Consider the following 26436-nt stretch of genomic DNA (forward strand, 5'->3'; position numbering starts at 1 on the left):
CAACGGTTTGCGGGCATCTCTTCGTTCCTTTGAAGCAACTAGTGAGATAGCTGCCTTTTTCTGCTACCGCTCCGAGGGTGGTCAGTTTTATTTATGGCTTCAAACCTATATACATGTTGCTTTCAAGTGAGTCGGTATTCCTCTCTTTTTCGCCCTCGCCGACGTTCGAGGCTCTGGTTGCTGGCGGTCTTTGCCACGGTCTTCCCCTTGTCCGGCTGCTATGAGTACGTCACACGCGCTGGACAAGCAGCCCCCGTGCAACCTGTTCAGCCGATTTCTGGCTCCATCACGATTACACCGCAATCTTCGTGCATTCTGCCGGCCGGGACGGCGCAGTTTTCCGCCCAGGTCTCAAACCTTTCCGGTTCTGCGGTTGATTGGTTTGTGGATGGAGTGAAAGGCGGTAATGGTGCCACTGGCTCAATTTCGACAGATGGCCTTTATGGAGCGCCCGACATAGCGGGCTCACACTCCATACAAGCCACGAGCAAGGTCGATACGACCGTCACGGCGAGCACCACGGTAAACGTAACAGCGAATCCAGGATTCGATGTCTCTCCGAGTGCCGCCACGCTTCCGCCTTCGGGCGCGCAGGCATTCCATGCCCAGACGTGCGGGGTGGCCAGCAGCAATGTCTCCTGGACGGTGGATGGAGTGGCCGGTGGCAGCAGTACGGTTGGCACGATCACGGCGGATGGCGTGTATACCGCGCCCGCCGGCACAGGCACGCACATCGTAAAGGGCACGGATACTCAGTCCAATCAGAGTGATCAGGCGATCGTTACAGTAGGCACCGGCATCGTTGTGGACTTTGGCAATCGCAGCGGTCAGCAGCATGCGCTTCCTGCGGGGATTCTGGGGATTAACCACGTTGACTGGCTACGGAATTTGGCGGATGAGCAACTCGTGGCGCGTGCAGGATTCAAACTGTCGCGTACCTACGCAAATCTGCAGGATGTTTTTACAAGTAAAGGGCATCCGGACTGGTCAAACCTTGATCCACAACTCGGCGATCTTCGCGCTGCGGGCTTCCACGTTCTACTGCAGATTGCATACACGCCGAACTGGCTGCAGCCTCACCCGAATTCCTGCAAGGCCGATAAGACTAAGGCCGCTCCGTCCGATATGCGGGTGTGGGGGCAACTTGCCGCGACCATTGTCGCGCACATCGACGCAAAGTTTCCCGGCCTGGTGTCCGATTACGAAATCTGGAATGAGCCGGATACGGGCGGCCTATGCACTAAAGCCGACCCGTTGCAGACTTACCTCAAGCTTTACGCCGCTGCGGCGCCAATGATGAAAAGCCAGGCCGCGAATGACGGCGTCACTATTCGTGTTGGAGGGCCCACGACCGCAGAGCTTAACGAGGAATGGTTCCGCGCATTGCTTACTAATCCGAGCACCGCTCCCTACGTAGATTTCGTCAGCTACCACAACTACGTTGGCGGTTCCAACGATCTTGCTGCGACGTGGGACACCTACGCTTCGGGAACGCCTCTGTATCAGCTCACACAGGATAAGTCGAGCGGCCCTGCTGCGATCTTTGCGCAGGCTGAAACACTGGTGGCTGCGGGGCAACAGCCGCTTGGACCCGCGACCCCTGTATATGTCGACGAGTTCAATACGAACTGGGAATTTCAGAAGGATTGCTGTCGCAACGATCCAACTTATGCGCCGGTTTGGAATGCGCTTTATGTGAGCGACATGCTCGACACAGTCTACGATGGAGCGCAACGCGCGCCCGGCCAGCTTACGTATTACTCAGCGAATACAAATCCGTATTTTTGTGTAGTCGGCGATTGGAATAGCAGCATGAACTGCGATTTGTCTCCCAACCAATCGCCCGAACCATATCCGCAGTATTACGCGTACCAGCTGATGGCTTCTGCGGACTATCTGGATATGAATAGCGGAGGGTTTCTTGCGGCCTCTGTCGCACCGCAGGCGCGAGGCGCCGGAATTGTCGTGGCTGCTTTCTACACGCAGCAGCAAGATTCCGTTCTTATTGTGAATCCCACAGGACAGGCCAGCACTGAATCCGTCGCCGTGCAGAATCCGGGCTATTCATCCGCAACCGCGACGTTGTTTCAGGTGGAGAATGGCAACTCAATTAGTCGTCGCAGCCTCGAGACTTCGCAGTCCGGTTCAACAATCACCATCGCGGTAACCGTGCCGGCATATTCAGTGTTGGGCATCGCAATTCAACCTTAGCGTGTCAGACACAGCGCATGATCATCGAGATGGACGATGCGTTCGATCAGAATCACCTCCGCGGTAGCCCAGCCACTTCAAACACACGGTCTTTTGTTTCCCTCCTCAGGACAGGCTGGTGCCGGCAGTCGTAGAGTGTATGCAATCAGAATTATCGCGCGCTCTTGAGCCGGAATTGTTTTTGGGTTCCGTTTGTCAATACGCGCACCGAGGACCTAATGAAGAACGGTAACTCCGGCCAATTCATTCGTGCCTCTGGCTGGAATGATGGGCGCGAAAGAGTGGAGATATTGCGTCCTCGCCGCAGAGGTCGCTCTATGATCAAGTCGCCGACATTGAATATGGCCAGGTATCGAACTTTTATAAAACCCTTCTAATATCCTCACGCCCACTTCATGCCTACTTAATTCCACAATTCCGATACTGCCTATGTTAGGAGAATCAATCTTCATGAGATTGATAAGGGCACTCTTCTCATTGGCTGCAATGTGCATCGTGTGTGCAGAGGTGGCTGCAAGCCAGACGTCTTTGCATGGCTACAGCAAGAATGGGTTTAGCCGGACTTTCCTCGACGCTCGCGCGTCCGATCAGCCACCCAGATACAAGCGAACTGAAATCAAAAGGATGATTCGAGACGCAAAAACTACCGAAGATTTCGAACGCCTCGCCGACTACTTTGATTTTCAATCTTTGGAGTTTGAACAAAAGGCTAATCAGGAAGTGAAAGAACTCGAACGGCTGCTCGTCATTCGTTTCCATCCCCGGACCTACGCGACACAAGTCGAATACACCCGTGAACTGATAAGGAAATATAGGAGCAAAGCCGACGAGTGTTATGGTCGCGCCAATGCATATCGCGCGAGCATCGAACGCTAACTTCAGTTTGCTACACAGACTCGCTAAATCGATAGCCAATGTGCGATTCGGTGAGGAGGTACGCCGGATTCGCTGGGTCGTCCTCGATCTTCATTCGCACCTGTCGCACGAATGTTCGCAGGTACTCCAGCTCATTTCCGTATTCAGGCCCCCAGACTGTTCTGAGCAGTTTGGCATGCGGCACAGGTCTACCTGCGTTCGCCATCAAGTAATGGAGCAAGTCAAATTGCTTTGGAGTCAGGTGGACGTTCCTACCTTTTTTCTGCACCAGATGCCGCTCAATGTCGAGCCGGACATCCCCGATCAGGATCTGCTTGTTTTGATCCTCAACAATGATGTTGCGGCGAACAGCGGCTCGGATTCGCGCAATGAGCTCGCGAAGTTGAAACGGCTTGGTGATGTAATCATCGGCCCCAGCATCCAACGCTTCCACCTTGCGATCTTCGCTCCCCTGTACGGTAAGCATGACGATCGGAAGAAGCGGTTCGTTTTTGCGCATCACACGGCACACCTCGATCCCGCCCAAGCCCGGCATATTGATGTCGAGAAGAACGATGTCGAAGTGCGCAGTGCGGACTAGCGAGACCGCTTCTTCGCCCCGTGCAGCCTCCACGACGACGAAGCCAAGTCCCGAAAGAATCGTTCGCAGTGAAATGCGAATCGAAGGTTCGTCGTCGACTATAAGTACAGTGGACTGATTTTCGTTCAATCTGATCTCCTTCCAACTTGCGGTAGTGAAAGAAAGAATGTCGTTCCTTCTCTCTCGTCGCTGATAACCCACGTGTGACCTCGGTGCGCTTCGGCCGCCATCTTTACCGTCGAAAGTCCAACGCCCGTGCCCTCTGCCGTCGCTTTTGACCCTTCACTCCGGTAGAAGCGCTGGAAGATACTCTCTCGCTCAGAAATTGGAATGGCGGGCCCAAAGTTGTGTACCGAGATCGTGACTTCAGAGTGACTTTCCCATGCGCACACTTTGACCCTCTGGCCGGCAAACGAATACTTTGCGGCATTGTCCAGGAATTGCACCAATGCCATTGAAAGCAACTCCGGGTCACCCCTGACTCTCAAAGAAGACTCCGGAAATGCGACCTCGATGGCATGTCCCGCCATACGCGGGGACTGTTCCCGCACTACGCGCCCAACGAGATCAGAGACCGCTATCTCGGCTTTATGTAGAGTCACTTCTTCGGCATCGAGCTTCGCTGTTTGAAGGAGCCGATTGCAAAGCTGGCTGAGCTGACTGCACTCGTCCTCGACTAGTGAGACCAACTGCGTCTGCGAGGTATTGAGAGCACCGACTTCCCGCAGTCCGGAGGCAGCCGTCTGAATAGCTGTCAAAGGCGTCTTAACGGCGTGCGCAAGTGAATCAAGCACCGCGGCGCGCAGACGCTCGCTTTGATGGGCCCGCTCAATCTGGATCTCTTTTTCAAACGACACGCAGCGATCAAGCGTGATAGCCGCCAACGAAGCGAGAGCATCCGTTACAAGCGGATTCAGCGCGCCACGAATGGCGATTGCCCCGACAGACGCATTTCTGATTCTCAAGACTCTGACTGAGATTCCGGTGAGAGGGTCGTCCTTGTCTTCTTGAATGAAATAGCATTCCTTCGCGAGATATTCTTCGCCTTCTCTAAATACGCCTACTGTGTCACACTTGCCGGCATTCGCGTCGAAAATCGCGACGCCGTCGATTGAGAAGATCGTGCGAATTAGTTGCGAAAGCTGTGGCCCAGGCGCTTGGTGGAGGTTGATCAACAGCGTACTGCGACTCAGTTCATATAGCTGCTCCATCGCCACACGCTGCAAACTGGCCTCCTGCGAACTCCGCTGTTCGCGAGAGGATACCCGGCTGACCACCAGCGCACTTATCTCGAATGCGCCAAGTGCCACCCAATCCTGCGGATCGGTGATGTTGAGCGTCAGGTACGGCGGATAGTAGAAGAAATCCAGGCACGCAGCGGCAACAAAGGACACGACTGTCGCTTGCCAGAACCCAAATAGGATTGCTTCGGCAACAACGATAAGCAGGCAAAGAAAACCTACCGGGGCTGAATTGAAGTGCAGGATGTAACCAGAAAAACACATCAGGATCACAACCCAGCTTCCTCCAGCCGATTCGGCAAGAAAACGAAGCCGACCCCGCGGACCATGTTCACGAAGGCTTTGGGAAATTCTCATAGCGCGCTGGTTACCCGGGTATGAGCGAAGCATATCTACGGGAGCGTCAACAAACCATAAATGAGATACAAAGGATTCGTGAGGACTGCTCGCGATCTGTCGCGTGTCCCAATACTGATCGAAGCTAAATCCGCTCAAACATTAGCGGCTTTGCATAGTGAAGGCTGAACTCTATTGCGACGAGCGTCCTTTCTGGACAAGGCCGAGGAAGCGGCGTGCAAGTTCCTGAATGCGATGATTTTGCCGCTTTGCAACGGCCTCCTTGGGGAGAAGCTCCATTCCGACCCCGAGGGCAGAAGCGCCAGCCCGAACGAAGCCTTCAGCGGTCTGCTGGCTCACGCCGCCGGCTGCAATCAGGGGGATCTGCGGGAGGGGAAGCCTAAGTGAACGAATGTAGAGATCGCCGCCAAGAGAAGCGGCCGGGAAAATCTTCACGTAGTCCCCGCCAGCCTTCCAGCACGCAATTACCTCTGTCGGTGTAAGGCCGCCGGGAATGGCGACGACGTTTGCCTCGAGCGTGGCAGCGACCACCTCCGGAATCAATCCGGTACTGGTAATGAAGCGCGCGCCGGCATCGATACATCGATATGCAGTCTCACTATCGAGAACAGTTCCAGCGCCGATTACCAAGTCGGGAAATTCACGCGCGATTCGGCGAATGATCTCCACGGCATCCGGCACGGTCATGGGGATTTCGGCAATGGGAATTCCCGACGCGTAGAGGATCTCGGCGCAATACAAGGCCTGATCTGCGGAGCCGACGCGAATGCCCGGAAATATACCGATCGCCTCAATCCGAGTTCTAGCTTCTTCGCGAGTCATTCTCTTCCTGCCCGCCTTTCGAGAACGTTGCAAGTCGTGATTACTGGATTACTAATGGATTTCCTCGATACCAACAGCCAGGTTTAGCTGACCCGCGGCGGTTAAATACGACCCGATCAACTGCACGTAAGCCAATTGGACCTGGCGGTAGTCGCTTTGTGCATTCAGGAAGTCCATCAGTGAAGCTGCACCTCGCTGCCACGAGTACGTGACGGTCTCCCTGACTCGGAGCGCCTGCTCCAGGTATTTGTCCTTGTACGGACGCAACAAAATGATGTTGCTGTTGACCTGTGCGTACGCTGAGTCGACGTCACTGAAGACCTGCGCATGCGCAGCATCCTCTAGTTTCTGGTTTCGATCAATATCGAGCAATGTGCGCTTCTTTTCGCCTTGATTTCGATCGAAGATGCGCAACGGCACACTAATGCTGACTCCAAGTGTTTGCTGATCATTGGGATTATTGAAGGATGGGTTGTAGGTGTACCAACCACTGAACGTCGGATCGGTGGATCCATTCGCAACGGCCAGTTTGTAGTTTGTCTTTGCTTGTTGGATTGACTCAACCGCAGCCTTTAGATCGGGCCGGTTATCCATAGCAATCTGCCGGAAATCTTCAAGCGGTTTTAGCACATCTGAGAATTCAAACGGGCCCTGGACATCAAACTGATCAACCGGCGTCCTATCGTCCAGTAATTGCAGAAGCTGAATCTTTGCGGTGCGCAGGCTGACCTCGGCCGTCTGCCAGTCAGACTCATACTGAACGCGCTGCAACTCTACCCGGTCCAGGTCAATTTGCGCCATCGCGCCCGTTCTATTGCGCTCACGACTGATCTCGATAATGCGGTCGTAATAGTCGAGTTCCTGCTTCGTCAGGCCCAGGATCGCCTTCGCTTGTAGAACATCGACAAACGCGACGCGAAGATTGAAAAGAAGATTCCGCTCCAGATCAGCGTGCAGTGATCTGCTGATCTGTGTTCCTTCCTTCGAACTCTGCAGGCGCAACTCGCGCTTGTGATCACGTTCGTGGAGATAGCTAAAGTTGGTCTGCACCTGTGTACCCGTGAAGGGTTGCCAAACGCCATTGTGGGGGACAAGTTGCGTTCCATCCGACGAGAGTGTGAACCCCGGGTTGGGCCTCAAAAATGCGGTAATCTCTTCAGCTTTCATTTCATCCACATTGAGAGCGTCTGCCTTCAAAGTGGGATTTTCACTCTCGAACTCTGCTTTTATGGCGTCCCACGACAGGTTCGTCTGCGCATGCAAGGATTGGCCTGCGAACATGCCCGCAAGTGCTCCGACTGCCGCGATACGTAAGAACCACCGCGTTGAAACTGCGTGACCTCGCAGGTTCATGTTCTTAATGTTCAAAGGACACCCCCGTATCCGGCGCCGGGAGCTTATCGCCATCCCTTGCGATTGACACGTACAAAGTCGGCAGCAAAACCAGGCTCATCAGCAATGCGGCCATCAGCCCACCAACAATTACGATCGCAAACGGCCGCTGCGAGTCGGAACCAATCGCGTGAGACATTGCGGCGGGAATCAATCCAAATGTAGCCACCAGCATTGTCATCATGATCGGACGCAGCCGCAGTACGGCTCCTTCTATCGCTGCGTCTTCAACGGTGAAGCCTTTCGCACGAAGTTGATTGATGTATTCAAGCATGATCACGCCTGTCTGTACGGAAACGCCGAACAGCGCCAGAAAACCGACTCCCGTCGAGACACTGAAGTGTGTCCGGCTGATTAGCAGTGCAAGCAATCCGCCGAGCGGCGCAAGCATAACGACGGAGAGAATCAGACATGCCCATTTCGCTGATCGGAACATTGAATAGAGGATGATGAAGATCACCAACACCGTTAGCGGGACAATAATCATTAGGCGCTGCGACGATCGCTTCTGGCTCTCGTTTTCGCCAGACCACTGAATGTGGTAGCCCCTGGGCAGCTGAACATTCTTCTCCACCTTGGCCATGGCCTCGTTGACGGTTGTGCCCAGATCCCGCTCACGCACTTCATAGCGCACCGCGACATAGCGCTGATTCGCTTCCCGGAAGATGTCGTACGCGCCTTCCTGCACCTGCATCTTCGTCAGTTGCGCCAGTGATACACGCTCACCTGACGGAGAAAGCAGCCTGATGTTTGCGATTGCCTCCTGGCTGTTTCGATAGGGCTCTTTGTAACGCACCACGACGTCATAGCGTGCTTCACCCTGCAGCACCTGGCTCACCGCGTTACCGCCGACTGCCGTTTGGACAGCGTCCTGAATATCCGCAACATTGACTCCGAAGCGGGCCGCTGCCTGGCGGTCAACGGCAAAATTCAGGTTAGGCTGGCCCATATCTCGAAACAGACCGATGTCCTTGACCCCCGGAACAGTGGACATCTGCTGCATGATCTCTTCGCCTTTCTGTTCCAGCGTCTTCAAATCGTCACCGTAGACCTTGACGGCCAACCCGCCTTTCGTACCCGTCAAGGTCTCATCGACGTTGTCTTCGATGGGCTGGGAGAAGTTCCAGAAGACGCCAGGCAGCTTTGATACTTCTCGACTCATAGCTGTAATGAGTTCGTCCTTGTCGCCGTGAAAGACAGCCCGCCATTCCTCTTTCGGTTTGAGATCCACGAAGTATTCAGTATTGCCAAATCCGCCAGTATCCGTGCCGTCATCAGGTCTCCCCGCTTGTGAGACGACCTTTGTGACCTCAGGAAACGAGGCCAGGATCAGTCGCGCCTTGGTCGCAAAGTCCTTGCCTTCGCTCAAGCTTGTGCTGTTGCTGAGTGAACCTCGCGCCCAAATTGCGCCCTCATCAAGATGAGGAAGAAACTCGGAACCGATGACCCCACTGAAAGCCAGAAAAACGGTGACGGCCAGTGCAGCCAGACCAGCCCCAAACACGATCTTGCGATTCCGAATTGCCCACCGCAGTCGCCCTTTGTACTGCACGGTCAGGAAGACCATGATCGGGTTGTGCCATTCCTTGATACTCCGCCGAAACAGCACGCTCGAAAGCATAGGTGCAATCAGTATGGAAAACGTCAGTGCACCCAGCAGTGCGAAGGCGACTGTCCATGCCATCGGCTTGAAGAGCTTTCCCTCCACGCGCTGCAGCGTAAAGATTGGCAAATAGGCGGTAATGATGATCGCGATTGCAAAGAAAACCGGCCGCTGTACCTCGTGACAGGCGTCGCGGATCACTTCGGCAGGCGATTTCGACGATGCAGGCTGTATATCGGTTTGGGGTGCACCATTAGCCCCGTTTGGGCCGATTCCGCGACTCATGTGGCGAACTATGTTCTCGACCATCACTACAGCGCCATCCACGACCATCCCGAAGTCCAGCGCGCCCAGCGAGAGCAAGTTGGCCGGAATCTTGCTCAGATCCAGACAAATCGACGCGAACAACAATGCGAATGGAATCGTTAGCGCGACGATAAGGGCGCCGCGTGCATTGCCGAGAAAGAGAAACAAGATGATGGTGACGAGAATCATTCCTTCGGCCATGTTGTGCAGCACCGTATGCAAGGTGTAGTGCAGCAGATCTGATCGATCAAGCATGGGAACAATCTTCACGCCTTCGGGTAAGATGCGATCATTCAGTTCCTTTACCTTTTGGTGAATGGCATCCAGGACAGGCTGAGCATCTGCCCCCTTGCGTAACAACGCAACACCCTGCACTACGTCTGGATTGTCGATGATCGTCCCGTCAGGTAGATGATCGGCCCTCGCCATGGCTCCAAGCAGGATTCGCGGGCCCTGAGCGACCTCGGCGATGTCCTTCACCCGCAATGCAGTTCCTTTTTGCGTCGTGAGAACGGTGTTTTCAATATCCTGCACGGATCGGTACAGGCCAAGCGCACGCACATTCATCTGCTGCTGCCCGGTCTCCACAAAGCTTCCACCGGCGTTTGTATTGTTGTTGGTTAGCTGCTGCTCAACTTGACCAATGCTGAGCCCGTAGGAGACGAGCTTGTTAGGATCGACGCGTACCTGGAACTCCTTTGTAGTGCCTCCGAACGTCGATACGTCAACTACATCCTTGACCGACTTGAACTGCTTTTCGAGCGTCCAGTCCTCAATGGACTTCAATTCCATCAGGTCGTATTTCGGGTTCGAGCTATGCAGCGTGTACCAGTAAATCTGCCCAACCGTGCTCCAATCGGTGCCGATCTGCCCTTGCAGGCCAGGAGGAAAGTTCACCTGTGTGAGTCGCTCCAGAACCTTCTCGCGGTTCCAGTCGTTCTGCGACTCATCGTCGAAGATCATGAGCACGAACGAGAGACCGAAGATCGATTCGGACCTTAGAGCAGTCAGATGCGGAATCCCATTCATCTCCGTCTCAACGGGAATTGTGACCTGTTGCTCAACTTCTTCGGCTGCGCGCCCCGGCCACTGCGTAATGACGGTAACGTAGTTATCCGCAATATCCGGGTAGGCTTCCACGGGCAAATTGTGGAAGGATTCAGCTCCCCATAACACCAGCAATACAGTCGCCGAGAGAACGACAAAGCGGTTGCTGAGTGCAAAGTCTACCAATGTACGAATCATTCGCTCGTTCAGGCTCCGACGGAACTATTTGTTATCGATTTCGTTTTGCAGCGAAAGGGGATTCACAACCACTTTTTGCCCCGGCTGCAGGCCAGAGATCAGCTCCAGCATGTTGTTGGGGAGTGAATCACCGGCGATTACCTCAATGCGTTGAAACTTGTTTCCTGCCGCCGGCACATAGACCCAATCCCGGTCGTGGAGGCGAAGGATGGTTGATGCGGGCACAATGGTGTGCTTTTCTTTCTTCAGGCTGGAGAATGTCGCGCTCGCGAACATGCCCAGGCGCAGCATTCCCGGATTGCGAACTTCAATGCGCACTTTTGCCGTACGGATACTCGGATCAAGAATGGGCAGGATATTGCTCACCATTCCCTTCAGTGCCATTTCCGGGAACGCATTGAGGCGAACCTCTGCCGTGTCGCCGATCTTCACATTAGGAATGTCGTTTTCGTATACGTCGCAAACAACCCACACGTAAGAGAGATCGGAGATCGTAAACGGATTTGTACCGAGACTCTGCACTCCTGCCGCGTTGGTTACTTGTTGATCTGTGATGATTCCGGAGACCGGCGCTACCAGATCGACAATTCCAGATGGATGGTCGACTGTGCTGCCCATCAGTTTCAGATGCTCGGCTGCGGCATCCCTGGCGACCTTTGCTTTCTTCTCTGCATCGTCTGCGATTTGCAGGTCATTGAGCGCGATTGCTCCATGCTTGTAGAGATCCTGAGCCCGTTCCCACTGGGCCTTGGCTAGTTCCTCGTCAGCAACTGCATTCTCGTAGTTGGCAAATCCGCCTGAGATATCATCACTGCGCAGGCGCAGTAGTACCTGGCCCTTCTTTACCTCGTCGCCGAGTCGCGCCCTGATCTCAACAACGCGACCCGATGCGAGTGAGATTACGGGAACAGTGCGCGCAATATCAGGAGCCACCGTCCCAGTTACCATGAGCCTTGCAGCCGCTTCATGAGGCTCTGACGTCACGAGCGGATACTTCGACGGATCTTCAACAGACCAACTGGCCACGTTAATGTCTTGCACCACCTTTGCAGGAGGAGGAGCCTCGGTCGCAGCGTCGGCATGCTTTTCCCTGCATCCAGCTAATGCGCAAGTAAAAGCAGCAAACATCATCGAGAAAAGAATGCTAGTTGCCGTTCGCTTCATGACGTCTCGTCGATTCAGTTTGTTGAGGTATTTCGAGCCGAATACTTTGGTTTGCATCTGGAAGTTGCTTCACAACAAAAGGAACTCGCAACTGATAAACGTCGAGATCGTCGACCTATGAGAAGCATCGGAACCTGAATGCTGTTCGGATGCCACTCACAAGTCCGACCTCCGTCGTTCATGCTCGCTTCTCAGAATCTGACCATGATTGCGATCGTGCTGACTGTCTGGTTCGTGCGCAGATCCGGCCACCAGATGGAGTTGAGTCCGGAAGATGTTCCTGCGTTCGCTCCAGCGCCGCAAGCCAGTTCTGCAGCCGCAAGGCTGCCATATCCGAAGCCGGAGTTCGCACCGCTCGCGCATGCATACTGCGTCGGGAATCCGTTGTTTCCTCCGGGAGGCGTAATGCCCCCGCGACCGGTCCAATAAGGGACATCCGAGTAGCGATAGCCCTCTTCCAGGCGGAAAGTGATGAACTGGCTCGGCATGTAATCGAACGTAATCGTGCCGTCGTGCATCTGCGCGCGATCCCCGGGATTCTCTGTGAAGTACGGAGTGCCCGAGAAAGCAGTGGCGCCATTGATAGGCGGAAGCAAAGTGAGGTAGCGACCTGGATTACTCATCTGGCCGCCTCCCAGTGTTACTGCGTAAAGGTCCTTCTTGAACCAATAGCGGTTGTACATCATCCATCCAACGAAGTCTTGCTTGGGCCGCCCATTCTTGGAGCTATGGCAATTCACGCCACCAGCGTAGGTCGAGTTAGAACCCATCTCAGGAGAATTGCCTTTCGGGTCGTAGGTTCCCAGAGCCGGCCCTCCACCGTATTCGCAGCCAAGATCGCCTGTCACAGTGAAGGCGATCTTATCCAGGAGCTTTGAGGGATTGTCATACACTTTGACCTGTGCGCTGTAGTCGGCATGAACGCGCGAGCGTCCGGGTTGGCCAATTACATCCTCACCCAAACCATAGTTATTCCACACAAAGTCCAGATAGGGCTTCGGACGCCAGAGAATCTGTCCGCCCAGGCCAGGCTTCCCGTTGGCGCGCGCATAGGACTGCCAGCCATTGATGATCCAAGGCTCAATCTTGAGTTTCTTGGTTGGGAAATACTGGATGCGCAGGCCGTTGAAGAACCACGGTGTATTGGACGAAACGAACGAAGGCTGATAGGTCCAGTTGTCAAAGTTGTAATAACTGAAGAGACCGATATAGGAGACAAAAATACCGGCGTCGACGTTGAGGCCGTGTGCTACATCCCAGTGGTAACCGCCCCACGCTTCAGAGACATATTTGTACGCATTGGACAGGTCCCATTGGCCTCGACTGGGAGTGGCGTCGTTACGCGGCGTAGTTGTAGCGAACAAACCATCCATGGTGAGGATGCGGCCACGAACATTGTCGATATGGATGTCGCCGCCGATGCTGATTTGCTCCAGCTGCCACTCATCGGAGCGAAATGTCTCGGTTGAGCCACCGAGCGAGTCGTCCTTCGGATGGTTGTAATCCAACGTGTAATTCGCATCAGCGCGAAACTCGGGCGTGAAGTACTTCGTGGCCATGGGGCTGTCAGATGCATGGCCGTTGCTGTTGAGCCAAGTCCAGTCGCCTTCGAAGGGCTCACCTTTTGTTGTTGTTTGGGCGCTGATCTCTTTAACGGGCGCAGCTGCCTCTGCCGCGGGCGCGGGCTGTTGTCCAGCAATCGATGAACTGAAACCAGGCGATGCCGACGACGAAGCAGGTGCAGCACCGAGTGTTGAACCGCTTGATGTTGAAGAGTTACTTCCCGCGATCAGAGTATTCTCTGCAGTCTTTAGCGCAGATGAATCAGCGTCAGCATGCGCTGAGGCGCGAACCGCCATTAGCTCACTCTGCAATTCGTCAATCTGCTTTTGAAGCAAGTCGATCTTCTGCTCGACGCCTGGCCTCAACTCCTGCTTCGTTGTGGTCGCCGGCGACGACGTGGACCCCTTGTCAACAGCTGAATCGTCACTCGTCCTCGATTCTGAAGAAGGTGAGGTCGCCCCAGCCATCTGCGCCAGACCGGATATTGGAGAACATGCCATAAGGAGAGAGAGTGTCAGTGCCAATCGAAATGTGCTTTTCATCTTTACCCCTCATCTTCTGCTTGGAATCAGGAAGACCGTGCAATTTGTTAAACCCATGCAGCATCGGAATCGACTGGCCCGGACATGACTACAGGTGGCAAGACTGCGATTTGTTATTCCGATGATGCTTCCGAAGTTGCGTCATTTGAGCGGGCCTTAGCGATCTTGCACCGCCTGTACTTTCAATCTCAGTCGACTATCCATAAGCAAACCGTAAGTCGAATGTTCAGAATTCATAAAAGAAGCATGTTGATTCTGAAACACAGCACTGCGTTGGAGCGTGGGACACCCTATCGTGCTGCGGGCTAAACCTGGGCCGCACGAATTGATTTCTATTAGATTGGAAAGTACTGACTACGGCGTTTCGCGGAGAAATGCGATTCGTTACACGACAAAGATCGCGTAACCATCACTCTGCTGGTATACGAAAGCGATGATGGATTCAGAATGAAATGTAATACATGAAGAACGCATGAACACGAACCGATTTAATTAAGGAACAACATTCTGAAGCGGACATACAGAACAGGGAGCATGCAATTCTCTGGTACCTCTTATCGAGAGATCACCTGCGCGCAGACTGCGATCATCATTAGGGCCGCAGCAAGTCGCACCACAATCTCTGCGACCGCAGGCTCCTGGTCAGACCGCGGGTGCTTGTTCCTTCTAATTCTCTGCAGAGTACGGTCCTTGGGAGTTTAGATATCAGGTAGGTGTTGAATATTCGTCGTTGCCTGAATATCGTTAGTGTGCTCCAGCGATCCTCTCATCTGTTGAGTCTCCTCTTTCCGTCAGCTCGCGCTTGTACAAAGTATTTGCAAGAAACGCCGTTACTAGAACCAGCGACAAGCATCCTTGGTATAGGGAACTGGCCTATCCGCCACGGAAGAGTAAGGCCTTAATAGGTTTTCCGTAGCCTTTAGTGCCTGATGACCTACCTCGGACGCCACTTGAATACGAAGCGTGCGAGTTAATTGCATATTTGGATAGGGAGAGTGAGGAAGCACACGAGACACCACCTTATGAAAGCCTTAGGCGATGTTTAGGCCTTGTTTAGGTTTGGCAGTCTACACTCCAGTTGTGCTCGAAGGAGACCATGTGATGACCACTTCAATTGTTCTCTCCGCAATCGTTGGCGGAGGCGTGTCGTTCCTGGTTGCAGTGCTCGCCAACTTCTACCGTGAGACGCGAGGACAAAGGCGATCGGCCTCGGATTCTTACAGGATATGGGAATGATTCCGACACGCGAGATATACATGATCGATGGGGAAGGGACTTCCTCGAGTGAGCGCAAGACGATTGGCTAGATTGCGCCCTAAACCTGTCGAGCGGTTAATAGATCTGTACATACAGTTTCCTTAATGGAAGAGCGACACATCACCAAAGTGCTCACCGACAAAAGCAACTTAGGCCCCATGTCTGTATGGTCGCCTATTCGTCAACTTGAACTCGGATTGATTGCCTCGTGCTGTGTACGAGGCAAATCTACGAGAAGGCGGTTTGACGTCAAAGTGAAGCAAACGGATTTGCAAACAAGACAAAACATGCGCTTGTTCGCGTCGCAGAATCGGGGACGGTCGACCCTCCCATTGAGATTTGACTAACGTTGGACCCGATTACATAAATCAGGATCAGATTCACTTCGTTGTGTGGCGAGAAGAGTTCTTTCTCTTCTCGGCTAAAAACCAGTATCCGAAGCCGATGATCATGCCGGAGAGGGCGAGACACGCTCCCTGACGTTCGAGAGCGATGAGGAAGCCCTCCCAGAAAGTTTGGTCTTCAACGAAGAGCGGCTTGGGTGATGCCGAGGATGCCGCGCAACCGAGAAGGATCATCGATACGGCACCTGAACAGGCGAAGTACGATGCCGTGAGCGATTGTGCCTTGCTGGATATCCAGACGAGGAGGGCCCAAGGCAAAGCCATCAGCATCAGTGCCAGTAAAAAGCCTCCGAACACGAACAGGATGAGGGCTCCAATCAGGCGAGTCTCAAAGCTTCCGGGACCTCCTGCCACCATGATCCAACCGATGTAAAAAGCGGCGGCCACTGCGGAACTCAGCGCATAACCGGCCACCCTGATTGTCGCCCTTCTGATCATCTGAATGCTCGCTTCGATCCTTCACCTTTTTTTAGCTGAAGGCGCCATGGACTAGGAAAGCTGCGGACCTTCCGCGCCGGTGAGCAATCCGCAGGACTCACTCGCCTCAATAACCCAACTTGCGCAACTCCGTTGAGATCATCGCGGCCCACTCCTTTGCTGACTTTGCGCCCAGGTATTCCCACTCAAATTCCGCCAGGGTCGGCAAATCGATTTTCTTTTGCCCCGGATGCTGTTTAGCCAACTCGATGATCTGATCGGGAGTGACAAGCGGCTTAATGATCAACACACGGGGGAAAGTGTGGTTCTGAATTCCAGACCTCTGGGGTGCGTTCGTCATTGTCAGATCAGGCTCGTTTTCGTCGTTCAGGCCAAATTGCGCTCTTCCAGCCAGCGCAGCCATCGCATCACTGTAGATCAGCGCATTGATGTCGTCTCCGCCGCTATAGAAGAGAACCACGGGCTTGTTACTGTTGGCTCCAGCCAATACCGCTCCGAAGTATGGCATGATCTGGATCTTGTTCTGATTCCTCGCTTTTGCCCTGTCCGAAGCAGTTTTATCGTAGTGGCCGAACTCTGCATCTTCTCCAATGCCATTTTGTTCGAGGCCCTTAATCATGTCATCTACGCTGTCAGATTCCTTAGAACTCTTGCTCGGAGTCTGAACAGCTGTTGGTCTCTGCGTCCAATAGCCGGTGCCAAGACGGCTGCTGGTCATTCGCACAATGCCGTATGCGGGCGGGTCGTAGGTCCCGGTATCCTGCCAATCCAGGTTGGCTGCCTTCAGCACATACTGTCCGTGGGCGGCCTGGAAGATTCCATGATGCGAAGGAACATTGCCTGGTCCTTCGGCATGAAAATCGTAAGTTCCGTTTGCCCGAACCTCCCATACCCAAAGCGCGGCTCCGGCTTCGTTTGGAACCGTCATCTCCCAGTTACCAACAAGCGAAGGATCCACCGACTGCGCCACCCCGCGGGACTGCACAACGAACAAAGCAGCAACGAATGCGATTGCGACTGTGAGTTTCATCTTCCTGCCACTCCTCCCTTTAATCTTTCAAAAAGAAATGGCGGCGAACGCGGCGGCAGATTGGTGGCTCTTAGCTATTTTTTTGCGGAACCGCTGTAGCGATCAAAGTGCGCGCAACTGCTCGATGAAGCCGGCCAATTCGAGGCCGAGTGCTCCGTTGTAAGCGCCATTCCCGTCGACCCGCAATAGGATCTACTTCTTTTGCAGTAAAACCTTGGCCGACCATTCAGCGGGAACGCTTCGGCCGAAATGACCTGTCAGGTCCCCCGCAACGGCGTCCAGATGCGTGTAAGTTGCGCAGGCTTCGCTGGAACGAATTTCCCCGTTGAGGGTATAGCCCTGCGCGGCATTGCCTTGGATTGCCAAGTCCACTTCGCCGGCGTCCGTGGGCGGAAAACCCTGCTTGTTTTTCGCGACCCATGCTCCGTACTCCGCCTCCGACAGAATGTATCCCTGAAGCCGGGTTCCGGCTTCCCCTGCAGCTGAGTCTTTTACGATTTCACCAACCAGAATTCCGGAGTCGGCCATACCGGGATGCGCGCCCTCCAGATGGAGTGCCATCGAAACGCTTCCTGTAACGTTGGCTTTCTGGAAGTCGAATGAAGACTCCGCGCGATTCAGTAAAGGTGCATCCTGCACAGTGAAGTTGATCCGTTCGATCCTCACCGGAACCGGCTTACCGCAGTTAGAGATTTGCTGCGACGTCATATCCCAGGTGCCCTTGAGCGAAACCTCTGGCTGGATGGGTGGTTTGTGGCATGCCAACAAAGACATTGTCAGTCCGAAGAGCGCTAGAAGTTTACGCATATGGCTCGATTTGCCTCCAACAAGGGTGGCATTGGGCGCCTCGGGATTCGGGCATACCCGCACAACGAACACGCGTTCGTTATCGTGAGTAACGTTGTTTAAAGCCAATCTTGACCATCCCGTCTGGGTAGCCCACGCGTCTCGTTGCCCCGCCAAAACGAGAGACCCCGGTGTTATTCCGCGCGCACCCGGTGTATTGATTTCTCTCATAAAATCCGCTAACAGATGTTGACATGCATCAGGTAACGCCGCAATCAGAAAACTCTTGACCAGATCCTGAGCAAAGAGCCGGTTCGTTCCCTCGATGAAAAGGCGTGAAACCACGAGCTCCATTTGCACCATTGCGCCGTCTGAAGCTTCAAGGACATCGAGATAACAAAGTTCGTGAAATTTTTTGCCTTCGGGACGAAAGCGAGTCAGTTGACCTGGTTCTTCCCTGGCTTGTTCCGTCTGGACGAGATGGAACCACTGAAAGAAACCAGTGCTGCGAGCCGTCATCAGTGTCCTGCCCATTGTTCCGAAGCAGTATGTGTAGAAGGGGTATTGTTTGGAGATCATGGATTCCTAATCCTCTTCTGGTTCAGGCGTGGGCAGAGTGCGCAAATTGGTATTCGTGGAAAATTTCTTCTTTACCAATCTGCTGCGCTTACACGCGCCTATATTCATTGCACCTGATGGAAGGTGGGCTTTGGCGGAGAACTGTGATCCAAATGGACTGGCTTCAGGTTGCGATGATTTTCGAATCGAGGTGATGACCAATGACAGATCAAGAGAATATTTGGGACCTCATTGGAGCCCTGGGTAGCGAGAGCGAGAATGTGCGGCAGAGGGCGCGTGAAGAGATCCTGAAACGTGGGGTGGAAGCGGTGCCGGCTCTGGCCGAGGCAATTGATTCCGAATTGATTCCGGATGAGGCTATGGCGTTTGCCCGCGGCACGCTTGCAGCGATCCAACCGCGTTTTCAAGGGGAAATTCCTGATGCATTGATCGAGGCAGCGCTGGCTTTTTGGGCGGCTTCCGATCCGGCTTCTCGGGCGCTGGTGAATTTCGGGAGTGCCGCAACCGCGCCCCTCCTGGCCTTGCTTACCCAGGGTGACAAGACTATCTATAGCTCGATGGCTGAGGCTCTCGCGCAGATCGCCAAGGTAGACCCCTCGGTAATGCCGGCAGTGATTAAAGCGATAGACGACGATAACTGGATCGTGCGCAAAGGTGCTGCGGAAGTACTCCGTTACGCTGAACCCCGGCCTGAGGAGGCCATCGCGCCATTGATTAGATCCCTCAAAGAGGAAGACAAAGACCGCCGCTCCAGCATTGTCTGGGTACTCGAGTTCTTTGGCGCCGCGGCAGTCCCTCAGTTGCTCAACTCACTGCGCTCTCCCGATTGGTGCGTTCGTGCCGGTTCGGCATGCGCGCTGGAAATGATCGAATTAGGCCGCAAAGTAAAATCGGATCGCGAACCTTATACCGACATGGGCGTTGTGCCTGCCCTCGTCGAGGCATTGAGTGATGAGTGTGTCGAAGTTCTGCGCGCTGCCGCCAACGCTCTGAGCATAATCGGTCCACCAGAGGCAAATCCGGCGGCTCCAGTACTTCTCAATATTCTTCGGGAGAGGAACCCGCTGACGTTTCCGGTGGCGGCGTCGGAAATGCGATGGATCCGATACTCCGATGAGGGCCTCGAACCTGGACTGATCGACACGCTCGCAAGCCTTGAGGACGAACTGATCGACGCGCTTACCGACAGGGATTCCGGCATTCGAGCAGCTGCCGCCGATCTGTTGCGGCGCATCGATGTCCCGGTCATGTTCCCCCTGGTCTTAGGGCTGCTTTCAGCGATGGAGGACCAGGACGAGGAAGTACGTTTTCAGACGGCGCTGACGATGGCGATCATCGCACCGAGGTTTGCCGCGCGCGGGGTGCCAATCTTGCACTCCGCGCTCGTACACTCCGCAGAAAGGGATCGCATCAGGGACGCGATCTGGGGCCTATCCCGAAGCGGGCGCGCAGCTGCGGTAGCAATACCCGCGATCATCGATGCATTGCAGTATTACTCTGTGGCGGATGCGGCAGCCGCGGCCCTGGCTTGCATGGGTCCGCTGGCGAGCGCCGCGGTGCCTGAATTACTACGGATGCTGCAGAAGTGGGATGAAGATACTCAAGCCCCGGCAGCCCTGGCGCTCGAAGCGATCGGACCAGAAAGCGCGAGTTCGGCGGTGGAGATATTGATCGACCGCCTGCGCGACACCGACGAATACAAGCGATATTGTGCTGCCGAGTGCTTGTCTCAGATGGGCCTGCCGACTGTAAAAGCAGCCATTCCCGCGCTGCTGGATTTGGCAACCGACGAAAGTGATCGCGTGCGGAGTTACGCTGAAATGGCTCGTGAATGGCTAGGCTCCGACCCATCACAATTACGGTAGACGGGTCAACTCTTAGCGATAAATGGCCGTCACGCGAAAATCGGAAAAGATCGCTTCGGAGCCGGCTCCGCGCACCCATATCCCAGCCTGATCTGCTGAACTAGCGATGGCCGCAATATTGAGTCGCCTGTATCGGGTTCCGTGTTGCCACAACTCGTTGTGACTAACGGCTATTCCATTGAGGAACTCCATGAAATAAACATTCTTGCCCTCATGATGAATGTCGAGGGTGAGGTGCTGGGCTCCGCTTGTGGGGTGGGGAACATTTCCAATGTACCAGTAACCCTGCAAATCAGGCTCTTCAACGTGCGGTTGACCATCCATGTTTACAACTTTTGCGTCCGTGGAGGTCTGCGGCGCATATCCAAAGCGGACGAGTCTGGTAGTCGATCGATTGTCGCCGTAATATATGCCCGCCCTGCTGTTGCGACCTGCCGCCGTATTCGGCAGCAAAGTTACAGATAGTTCGATCCGGACGTGTTCCGGCAGGAACGTTGCAGCTGGCAACAAGTTGATGACGCAATTCTCGTCAGTGCCGTAGTTACGTACTCTGATCCCTTTTGAGCTTGGAGTCACAAGGCAATTCTGAGTAGAGGTAACAGTAGATTGAGATAGCAGTAGAGAGTGCGAAACCAGCGCGTCACCGCCCGTCCGCGGCGAGGGAGTTTTCAGCGTGCCACTACAGAAATCGGGGCCACCGTAAAATCCCCGGAGGAACGCCGACTGTCTTTCAACGACGGTGCCGTGGTCGAGTGGGCCAAACAGCATCCATGTGTAAATGACTCGAGTGCGATTTTTAGGATCGTTGGGATTGAAGCCAAGGACGGTATCGTCGCCCCCGATGCTTAAGAAGGATAACGCCTCGTCAAACGCATACTCGGGAAAGTCGTTGTTGGCGGCTGCAAAACCGAATACAGCCCCGGCAAAACAGTCCGCACCGCCTTCCGTGCCGGGTAACGGAGAGACATTGTGCTCAACCGCATGGCCAAATTCATGAGCTACAACAGCCAGTCCAGCATAGTTACCAGGGGATTTCAAATGCTCTGATGCCTCTCGATCGACATCCGCGATGAAACCGATGTCGATATAAAGCGTGTTGTCCTTCTTGCAGTAAAACGCATTCCCAGGTGAGATTTCCTCGCATCCGGTTTTTCTGGGGCTATCGTAATAGACGAGCCTGGGAGGGTCGAAACTCGATCCGAGAATCGCCGTCCAAACCTTTACAAGATGCCTTTGCATGTCATTGATTTCGGACCGGATCTGCGCATCGGAAAAGCGCAGTTGGGCGGCAGCAATGCCGCTGGCCGTAAGGATGACCGCAAAGAAAACCAGAGTTGTTCTGACAGTCCTCAGAAGCATTTGCCTTCCGTCACCTTTCCACTGGATTTTGATTTTCCAATCGCTCGGCCCAACGATGAAAAGCGTCCCACGGTGTCGAACGAGCCTTCATTCTGTTTCAGACTTCTATTTTTCTGGATCGACTTCGCGACCTGGTAGTCGTCAGCTGACCTCACAACCTAGCAGAGAGACATCAACATTTTCCTCGTTTTTGCCTGCACCCTTCAGTGCTGCTCTGCGCTTGCGTTTATGTTTGAAATACTTCATTTCATGACACATTGTGGAGCCGCAATTGCCATTCCATTTTGAATATTTTCCCCAAACATGTCCTGTCCATGGAACTCTCGCCCCGCTCACTCTCTTCGAGCGACGATATGCGACTATCCTCAATCTCTGATGCCGTCTTTCGGCGCGACTTGATGGATGTTTCATAGTGAACCTACTCTCCATTCGACCTGCAGAGTTTTCATACCGGAGAGCTCGCTAGTGGTTTGGGGAATCGATTCGGGGTACTTGGCTGCGGCATATTAGTTTACTGCTGCCAAGGCCCTGAATCAGTATTTTCATCCGCGGTTGATCTGCTTCCACGTTGGACGTCCGCCGGCAAACCAGGCGACAAAGAAAAAGAGCGGTAGAGCCAGCAGAATCCAGCCTCCCATCAATCCCAACACCACCACAAACACCGCCCACGCAGGAATCAGGAAAGCGCTGCCCAGAATGCGCAACCAAACTGGAATAGACGGATCTTTCGACAGCGTTGAGATCGAGAAGCAGACACACATGGCTGAGAAGCCGATCACCATACCGCTCACGTGCATAAGTGCCTCAAATGCGATCACGCGAAGCACCGGGACGGTTGCTGCCAACGCGCACATTGCCAGGCACGCGGTTCCAATAGCCAGGGCGACCTTCGCCCTCTTCTCATTGCTCATTTGATTGACCGGATTCATCTCTCATCCTCCTTGGCATTGGCTTGGGTTGTTCCCCTTGCCGTTACATACACTGAAGGTGAGCAGCATGACTGCAGATTGGTAAATTTGCTAAATATTTTTTAGTGGCCGCGCAACCGTTTGAGTTTCTTCAGAAGCTCACGAGCTTTTTCGGCCTGTTGGCCGCCGGCTGCTTCCATCTTGAGATACTCTTTCTCTGCCTCGCCGTACAGCCCGTATTTGATCGCGATTGCTGCCCGGGTTTCAGGATCATTGGGTGCTTGAGCCAGCTCTTCGCGATAGGAGAGGGCCTCGATTGCAGACAATACCCGCGGGCCATACCTGGGTTGCTTCGATCCCATTGCTCCTTGAACGCTGGATGGCGCTTCCAGAACCGTCTCCGGCTTCGCGGACGCCTCGAGGTTTGATTCCGGCCTGGGAGAAGATACCGTACTCTCTTGCTTGGGCGCGACGGCCGTCGAGGGTGAACTCGTCGGCGCGGCCTTAGACGCCACAATTGGTGAGCTGGTGGATGGTTGGTGGAGCTTGGTTAGAACGGCGACTACTGCTACCATGGCCATCGTCGCTCCCGCCAGAATCAACCCGTGACTGGGAACTCTGAACCACTGCCCGAGAACCGCCCAGAAGCGGCGCCGCGGGGAGGGAGCGGCTGACGCAGCTGCAACTTCCCGATAGCGGCAAGACTCAGTAAACCATTTCAGATCCTGCATTTCCCTCGCGCACTGGCTACACAACTCAAGGTGGGCGCGCACGAATTCTTCCTCAGTGGATTCAAGCCTGGAGTCTACAAAACCTTCGAGTTGTGCATAGGTCAAGTGCTTTGATTCGGCTTCATTTAGCTCTCTCAAAAGCCTTGACGGTATCTCAAAAGGTTCAGTCACTTTGTCCTCGCACCTACACCATTCGTCATAAGTAAGAAGGCGCCAACTGGCGGAGCAGATTGGCTCGCTTCAGAGATTTCTTTTTGGCCTCATAGACTGATTCAGCCGCATAGCGGCCTTTTGCAGGGCTACCGCTCTTAAATTGACAACTTGCTGCGTTCTGCATCCCAGCGCTCTAGCGATATGCAGGTCTTCGCGCGGCAGAAATGGCCATACTGCGCAAATTCGCTCCTCTATTAACTCCGGATCCGGCGGCCAACCCTGGGTTTCGTAACCGAGTTCGGAATACTCCTTCTGACTGATTGCGAGGAGGCGCCCAATTTCACGACGGGTTGCGGCGCCGCTAGTCTCGAAAGCCTCGATCTCTCCACGGGCTTCTTTAGTCACGCCAGGCAAGTTGAGCAAGAAAGCCATCAGCCACCGATGATTGAAATCCTGGAGGATCATCCAGAGCATCCGCATGAGTTCCTGATGATGAATGCGGCGATCAAACTCCGAGCTCTTTCGTCCCCGTTCCGGGGACTCTTTTTGATCCTCCTTGACACGAAATAGCGAACTAAGAATGGAGATGAGCTGGTCAAGCTCAAAGGGTCCCGCGACATCCTCGAAGATTGCTTCGAGAAGCATCCTCCAATCGGCGAACCGCATTGCGTCCAAAGCCTTGACCGCTGCATAGGGGGCGGATCTCCGGACGAACAGCCTTTCGGAGATTTCTTCAGGCAGTACATTGGCCACGTTCTGAGTGCGCGATTCTTGCTGCCAGCCTGAGTAGCCGCAGAGCACGTCTCCCTCGGGTGTTTCCCACACGGCAAAGCCAGGCTCATGAGAGAGAAAATAGCGGACCCTGTTGCTCAGTCGTGTGTGTTCAGGATAGCGCTCACGAAAATACTGTGCACAAGCATGATATGTAACGACGGCTGCATAAGACTTAGGATCTCTGACTTCGATGTCCTGGGATTGCAAGGCCTGAGTGAGTTCGGAATACACGTCTTGCACCAGATCGAGAGCGTCTTCGTTTTCTCGGCTGCTGTCAGTCGGAGAAAGGCTTACTCTCATCTTCTGTCGCACGATGGCTTCAACGACATCCTTAACTGCCACGTACCAGTCTTGATCTGACGGGGAAGTCATGCGGCGATTATATGCGCGGTCATTTGAGAAATGGCTTCTCTGCGGACTACTTAGGCGGCAACAGCTCAAAGCCTGGTATTGGAGACGAGAACAATTACTTGAGCGGAACAATCGGTGACAGTGATTCGTATGGGATGCTTGATTTTGCTCAAACTGACGTTGGTAGCCCAACGTCGCGTTCTGAGAAGGAGTAGCAGGGAAATGCAAGATACGAACGAGAGTGAATCCAAATCGCCAGGACAGAAGTGTCCCCAATGCCATTCACGCGCTTTGGTCGTTCCGATCTACTACGGTCTTTTTCGAGAGATACCAGAAGAAGTGAGATCGGGGAATGCTGTGCTTGGCGGCTGCTGTCTTTCCGAAGAGGACTTTCGTTGCAAAAGGTGCGGACTTTCGTTCTACGCAGGCGAAGATGAATCGTCGTAAAAGACAGAGTTGTATTCTCTGAGCCGAAGCTTGTCCTCGAACTGGTAGTGGGTGACTGAAGCGTTTCTCACATCATTCTCTTTGTCTACTTGCAGATAGTCATCCTCACCCCAGCGCTCGAGCAAGGCTCGGAAACCGAGCACGACTACGCTGTGGCATACCACGACCACGTTGAGACCGCGACAGTCACGAACAATAGTGTCGAGAAACGACCTTGACCTCACTCCCTTGCCAGCAGGGCCGCATTGTTCAAATCGATCTGAGCGGAAATCGCAACTGCGCCAAAGTTATCCACCTCAGCGACAAGGCTTGATCTGCAATAAAGGACGTTATCGCGGATCATTTCTCCGGCAACCTGCAGGCAGTTGCCGCCGTCTCACCTGTCCGATTAGCCGATGTTACTTCCAGGTGAGCTGGATTTCTAAGTGAACATTGGCTGACATCGCGGGTACCTATTCAGCGGCGACATCATTCGAGGCTACGACCCCCGACAGCGTTGGGTCTGTTTCAGCGCGCTGCGCCCTCCCGCTTACAATGTCCTCGCAGTCATAAAAGGAGAAATACGTGCGGACTATCTCGAGGAGAACGTTTGTAAAGCAGGCGGGTATATGCGTAACCCTTGGTGAACTTCTCTTGTCGGCAGACAAGATGGCTTACGCGAACCCTCTCGGGCTTCCTATCTGCTGTCAGACCTGGCCGGTGCGCAGCATGATTGCGAATGATTTTCCCGGAACCCTCAAGCAGTTGGCGGCTGCAGGTTTTCAAGGCATTGAGATGTGCTCACCCGTGGGGTACGCCGACTCGGGCTTCGGAGGCCTGAGGAAATACAGCGGAAGGGAACTGCGATCCATCATTCAGGACGCGGGCCTGACCTGTGTAAGCAGCCATTTTTCACTCGATGAATTGCGCAAGGATCAAGACGGGCGCATTGCTTGGGCCAAAGACGTGGGGATGACGCAGATGCTGGTCGCCTCTCTCGGCGGCCCGAAGAATCCCACCATGGATGATGTGAAGCGCGCCGCGGAAGAATACGAGAAGATCGGCGAGCGTGCCGCGGCGGCAGGCGTTGTGCAGGGGCTTCACAACGAGGGTTTCGAATGCACGACGGTGGATGGCCAGCGGACATATGACCTGCTGTTCAAGCTTCTCGATCCAAAAGCTGTGCAGTTCCAGTTCCAGGTATCGACGATCAGCGAGGGATTTGACGCTGCTGAATATTTCTTGAAGTATCCAGGCCGATTCATCTCCATGCACGTGCAGGGATGGTCGGCGAAGACGCGCTCCATTGTGCCGGTTGGGCAGGGCACGCTCGACTGGAAGAAGATTTTTGCGGCGGCGAAGACTGGAGGCATCAAGAACTACTTCGTCGAAATGGACCTGCCTTTGATGAAAGCGTCCGTGCCATATCTTCACCAACTTCAGGTTTGACGGATTTGTATGACCGGGGCCGTT

Annotated in this window: 19 protein-coding genes; 5 read left to right on the forward strand and 14 right to left on the reverse strand. The window is 54.1% G+C overall.

Annotated elements, in window-relative coordinates; all coding sequences use genetic code 11:
• Positions 1–177: 177 nt before the first annotated feature.
• On the forward strand, positions 178–2211 hold the full coding sequence (locus tag P8935_RS11325; RefSeq protein ID WP_348265108.1) for a hypothetical protein: 2034 nt from the start codon (positions 178–180) through the stop codon (positions 2209–2211).
• A gap of 450 nt (positions 2212–2661) precedes the next feature.
• The gene (locus tag P8935_RS11330) at positions 2662–3087 is read left to right on the forward strand and encodes a hypothetical protein (RefSeq protein ID WP_348265109.1); all 426 of its coding nucleotides are present in this window, start codon (positions 2662–2664) and stop codon (positions 3085–3087) included.
• A gap of 10 nt (positions 3088–3097) precedes the next feature.
• Here P8935_RS11330 and P8935_RS11335 read toward each other — a convergent pair whose 3' ends face one another.
• The 7 genes from P8935_RS11335 to P8935_RS11365 all read right to left on the reverse strand — a co-directional run bounded on the left by P8935_RS11335 (position 3098) and on the right by P8935_RS11365 (position 13902).
• Positions 3098–3796: a response regulator transcription factor gene (locus P8935_RS11335; RefSeq protein WP_348265110.1), complete on the reverse strand. Its 699-nt coding sequence runs from the start codon at positions 3794–3796 to the stop codon at positions 3098–3100.
• On the reverse strand, positions 3793–5172 hold the full coding sequence (locus P8935_RS11340) for an ATP-binding protein (protein WP_348265332.1): 1380 nt from the start codon (positions 5170–5172) through the stop codon (positions 3793–3795). Before P8935_RS11340 ends, P8935_RS11335 begins: the two co-directional genes overlap by 4 nt.
• Before the next feature lie 264 nt (positions 5173–5436).
• Positions 5437–6087, reverse strand: a complete 651-nt coding sequence (locus P8935_RS11345) for a bifunctional 4-hydroxy-2-oxoglutarate aldolase/2-dehydro-3-deoxy-phosphogluconate aldolase (protein ID WP_348265111.1) — start codon at positions 6085–6087, stop codon at positions 5437–5439.
• A 51-nt stretch (positions 6088–6138) separates the two neighbouring features.
• Complete coding sequence (locus tag P8935_RS11350) at positions 6139–7440, reverse strand: TolC family protein (protein WP_348265112.1); 1302 nt, start codon at positions 7438–7440, stop codon at positions 6139–6141.
• 4 nt (positions 7441–7444) lie between these two features.
• Complete coding sequence (locus tag P8935_RS11355; protein ID WP_348265113.1) at positions 7445–10633, reverse strand: CusA/CzcA family heavy metal efflux RND transporter; 3189 nt, start codon at positions 10631–10633, stop codon at positions 7445–7447.
• A gap of 24 nt (positions 10634–10657) precedes the next feature.
• Positions 10658–11797 carry an efflux RND transporter periplasmic adaptor subunit gene (locus P8935_RS11360; protein WP_348265114.1) on the reverse strand — a complete coding sequence of 380 codons (1140 nt, stop codon included), beginning with the start codon at positions 11795–11797 and terminating at the stop codon, positions 10658–10660.
• A 191-nt stretch (positions 11798–11988) separates the two neighbouring features.
• Complete coding sequence (locus tag P8935_RS11365; protein WP_348265115.1) at positions 11989–13902, reverse strand: outer membrane beta-barrel protein; 1914 nt, start codon at positions 13900–13902, stop codon at positions 11989–11991.
• A gap of 1101 nt (positions 13903–15003) precedes the next feature.
• On the opposite strand from P8935_RS11365, the gene P8935_RS11370 reads away from it, so the two are divergent.
• Positions 15004–15138 (forward strand): hypothetical protein, encoded by a 135-nt coding sequence (locus P8935_RS11370; protein WP_348265116.1) that lies wholly within the window; start codon positions 15004–15006, stop codon positions 15136–15138.
• Between the two features lie 401 nt (positions 15139–15539).
• Here P8935_RS11370 and P8935_RS11375 read toward each other — a convergent pair whose 3' ends face one another.
• The 3 genes from P8935_RS11375 to P8935_RS11385 all read right to left on the reverse strand — a co-directional run bounded on the left by P8935_RS11375 (position 15540) and on the right by P8935_RS11385 (position 18336).
• On the reverse strand, positions 15540–16001 hold the full coding sequence (locus P8935_RS11375) for a hypothetical protein (RefSeq protein ID WP_348265117.1): 462 nt from the start codon (positions 15999–16001) through the stop codon (positions 15540–15542).
• 106 nt (positions 16002–16107) lie between these two features.
• A complete protein-coding gene (locus tag P8935_RS11380) occupies positions 16108–17031 on the reverse strand; it encodes a hypothetical protein (RefSeq protein WP_348265118.1) in 924 nt (307 codons plus the stop codon).
• A gap of 192 nt (positions 17032–17223) precedes the next feature.
• The gene (locus P8935_RS11385; RefSeq protein ID WP_348265119.1) at positions 17224–18336 is read right to left on the reverse strand and encodes a hypothetical protein; all 1113 of its coding nucleotides are present in this window, start codon (positions 18334–18336) and stop codon (positions 17224–17226) included.
• A 260-nt stretch (positions 18337–18596) separates the two neighbouring features.
• Between P8935_RS11385 and P8935_RS11390 the strand changes: the two genes are divergently transcribed.
• Positions 18597–20261, forward strand: a complete 1665-nt coding sequence (locus P8935_RS11390; protein WP_348265120.1) for a HEAT repeat domain-containing protein — start codon at positions 18597–18599, stop codon at positions 20259–20261.
• Positions 20262–20273: 12 nt separating this feature from the next.
• On the opposite strand, the gene P8935_RS11395 is transcribed toward P8935_RS11390, so the two are convergent.
• The 4 genes from P8935_RS11395 to P8935_RS11410 all read right to left on the reverse strand — a co-directional run bounded on the left by P8935_RS11395 (position 20274) and on the right by P8935_RS11410 (position 24558).
• The gene (locus P8935_RS11395; RefSeq protein WP_348265121.1) at positions 20274–21620 is read right to left on the reverse strand and encodes a neutral zinc metallopeptidase; all 1347 of its coding nucleotides are present in this window, start codon (positions 21618–21620) and stop codon (positions 20274–20276) included.
• A gap of 542 nt (positions 21621–22162) precedes the next feature.
• The gene (locus tag P8935_RS11400; RefSeq protein WP_348265122.1) at positions 22163–22549 is read right to left on the reverse strand and encodes a hypothetical protein; all 387 of its coding nucleotides are present in this window, start codon (positions 22547–22549) and stop codon (positions 22163–22165) included.
• Between the two features lie 101 nt (positions 22550–22650).
• Positions 22651–23430, reverse strand: coding sequence for a hypothetical protein (locus tag P8935_RS11405; protein ID WP_348265123.1), 780 nt, complete (start codon positions 23428–23430; stop codon positions 22651–22653).
• Positions 23431–23499: 69 nt separating this feature from the next.
• Positions 23500–24558 carry a hypothetical protein gene (locus P8935_RS11410; RefSeq protein ID WP_348265124.1) on the reverse strand — a complete coding sequence of 353 codons (1059 nt, stop codon included), beginning with the start codon at positions 24556–24558 and terminating at the stop codon, positions 23500–23502.
• A 990-nt stretch (positions 24559–25548) separates the two neighbouring features.
• Between P8935_RS11410 and P8935_RS11415 the strand changes: the two genes are divergently transcribed.
• Entirely contained in the window at positions 25549–26412 is an 864-nt protein-coding gene (locus tag P8935_RS11415; RefSeq protein WP_348265125.1) for a sugar phosphate isomerase/epimerase, read from the forward strand.
• The last annotated feature ends 24 nt before the right edge of the window (positions 26413–26436 follow it).

Source organism: Telmatobacter sp. DSM 110680, assembly GCF_039994875.1.
Taxonomy (GTDB): Bacteria; Acidobacteriota; Terriglobia; order Terriglobales; family Acidobacteriaceae; genus Telmatobacter.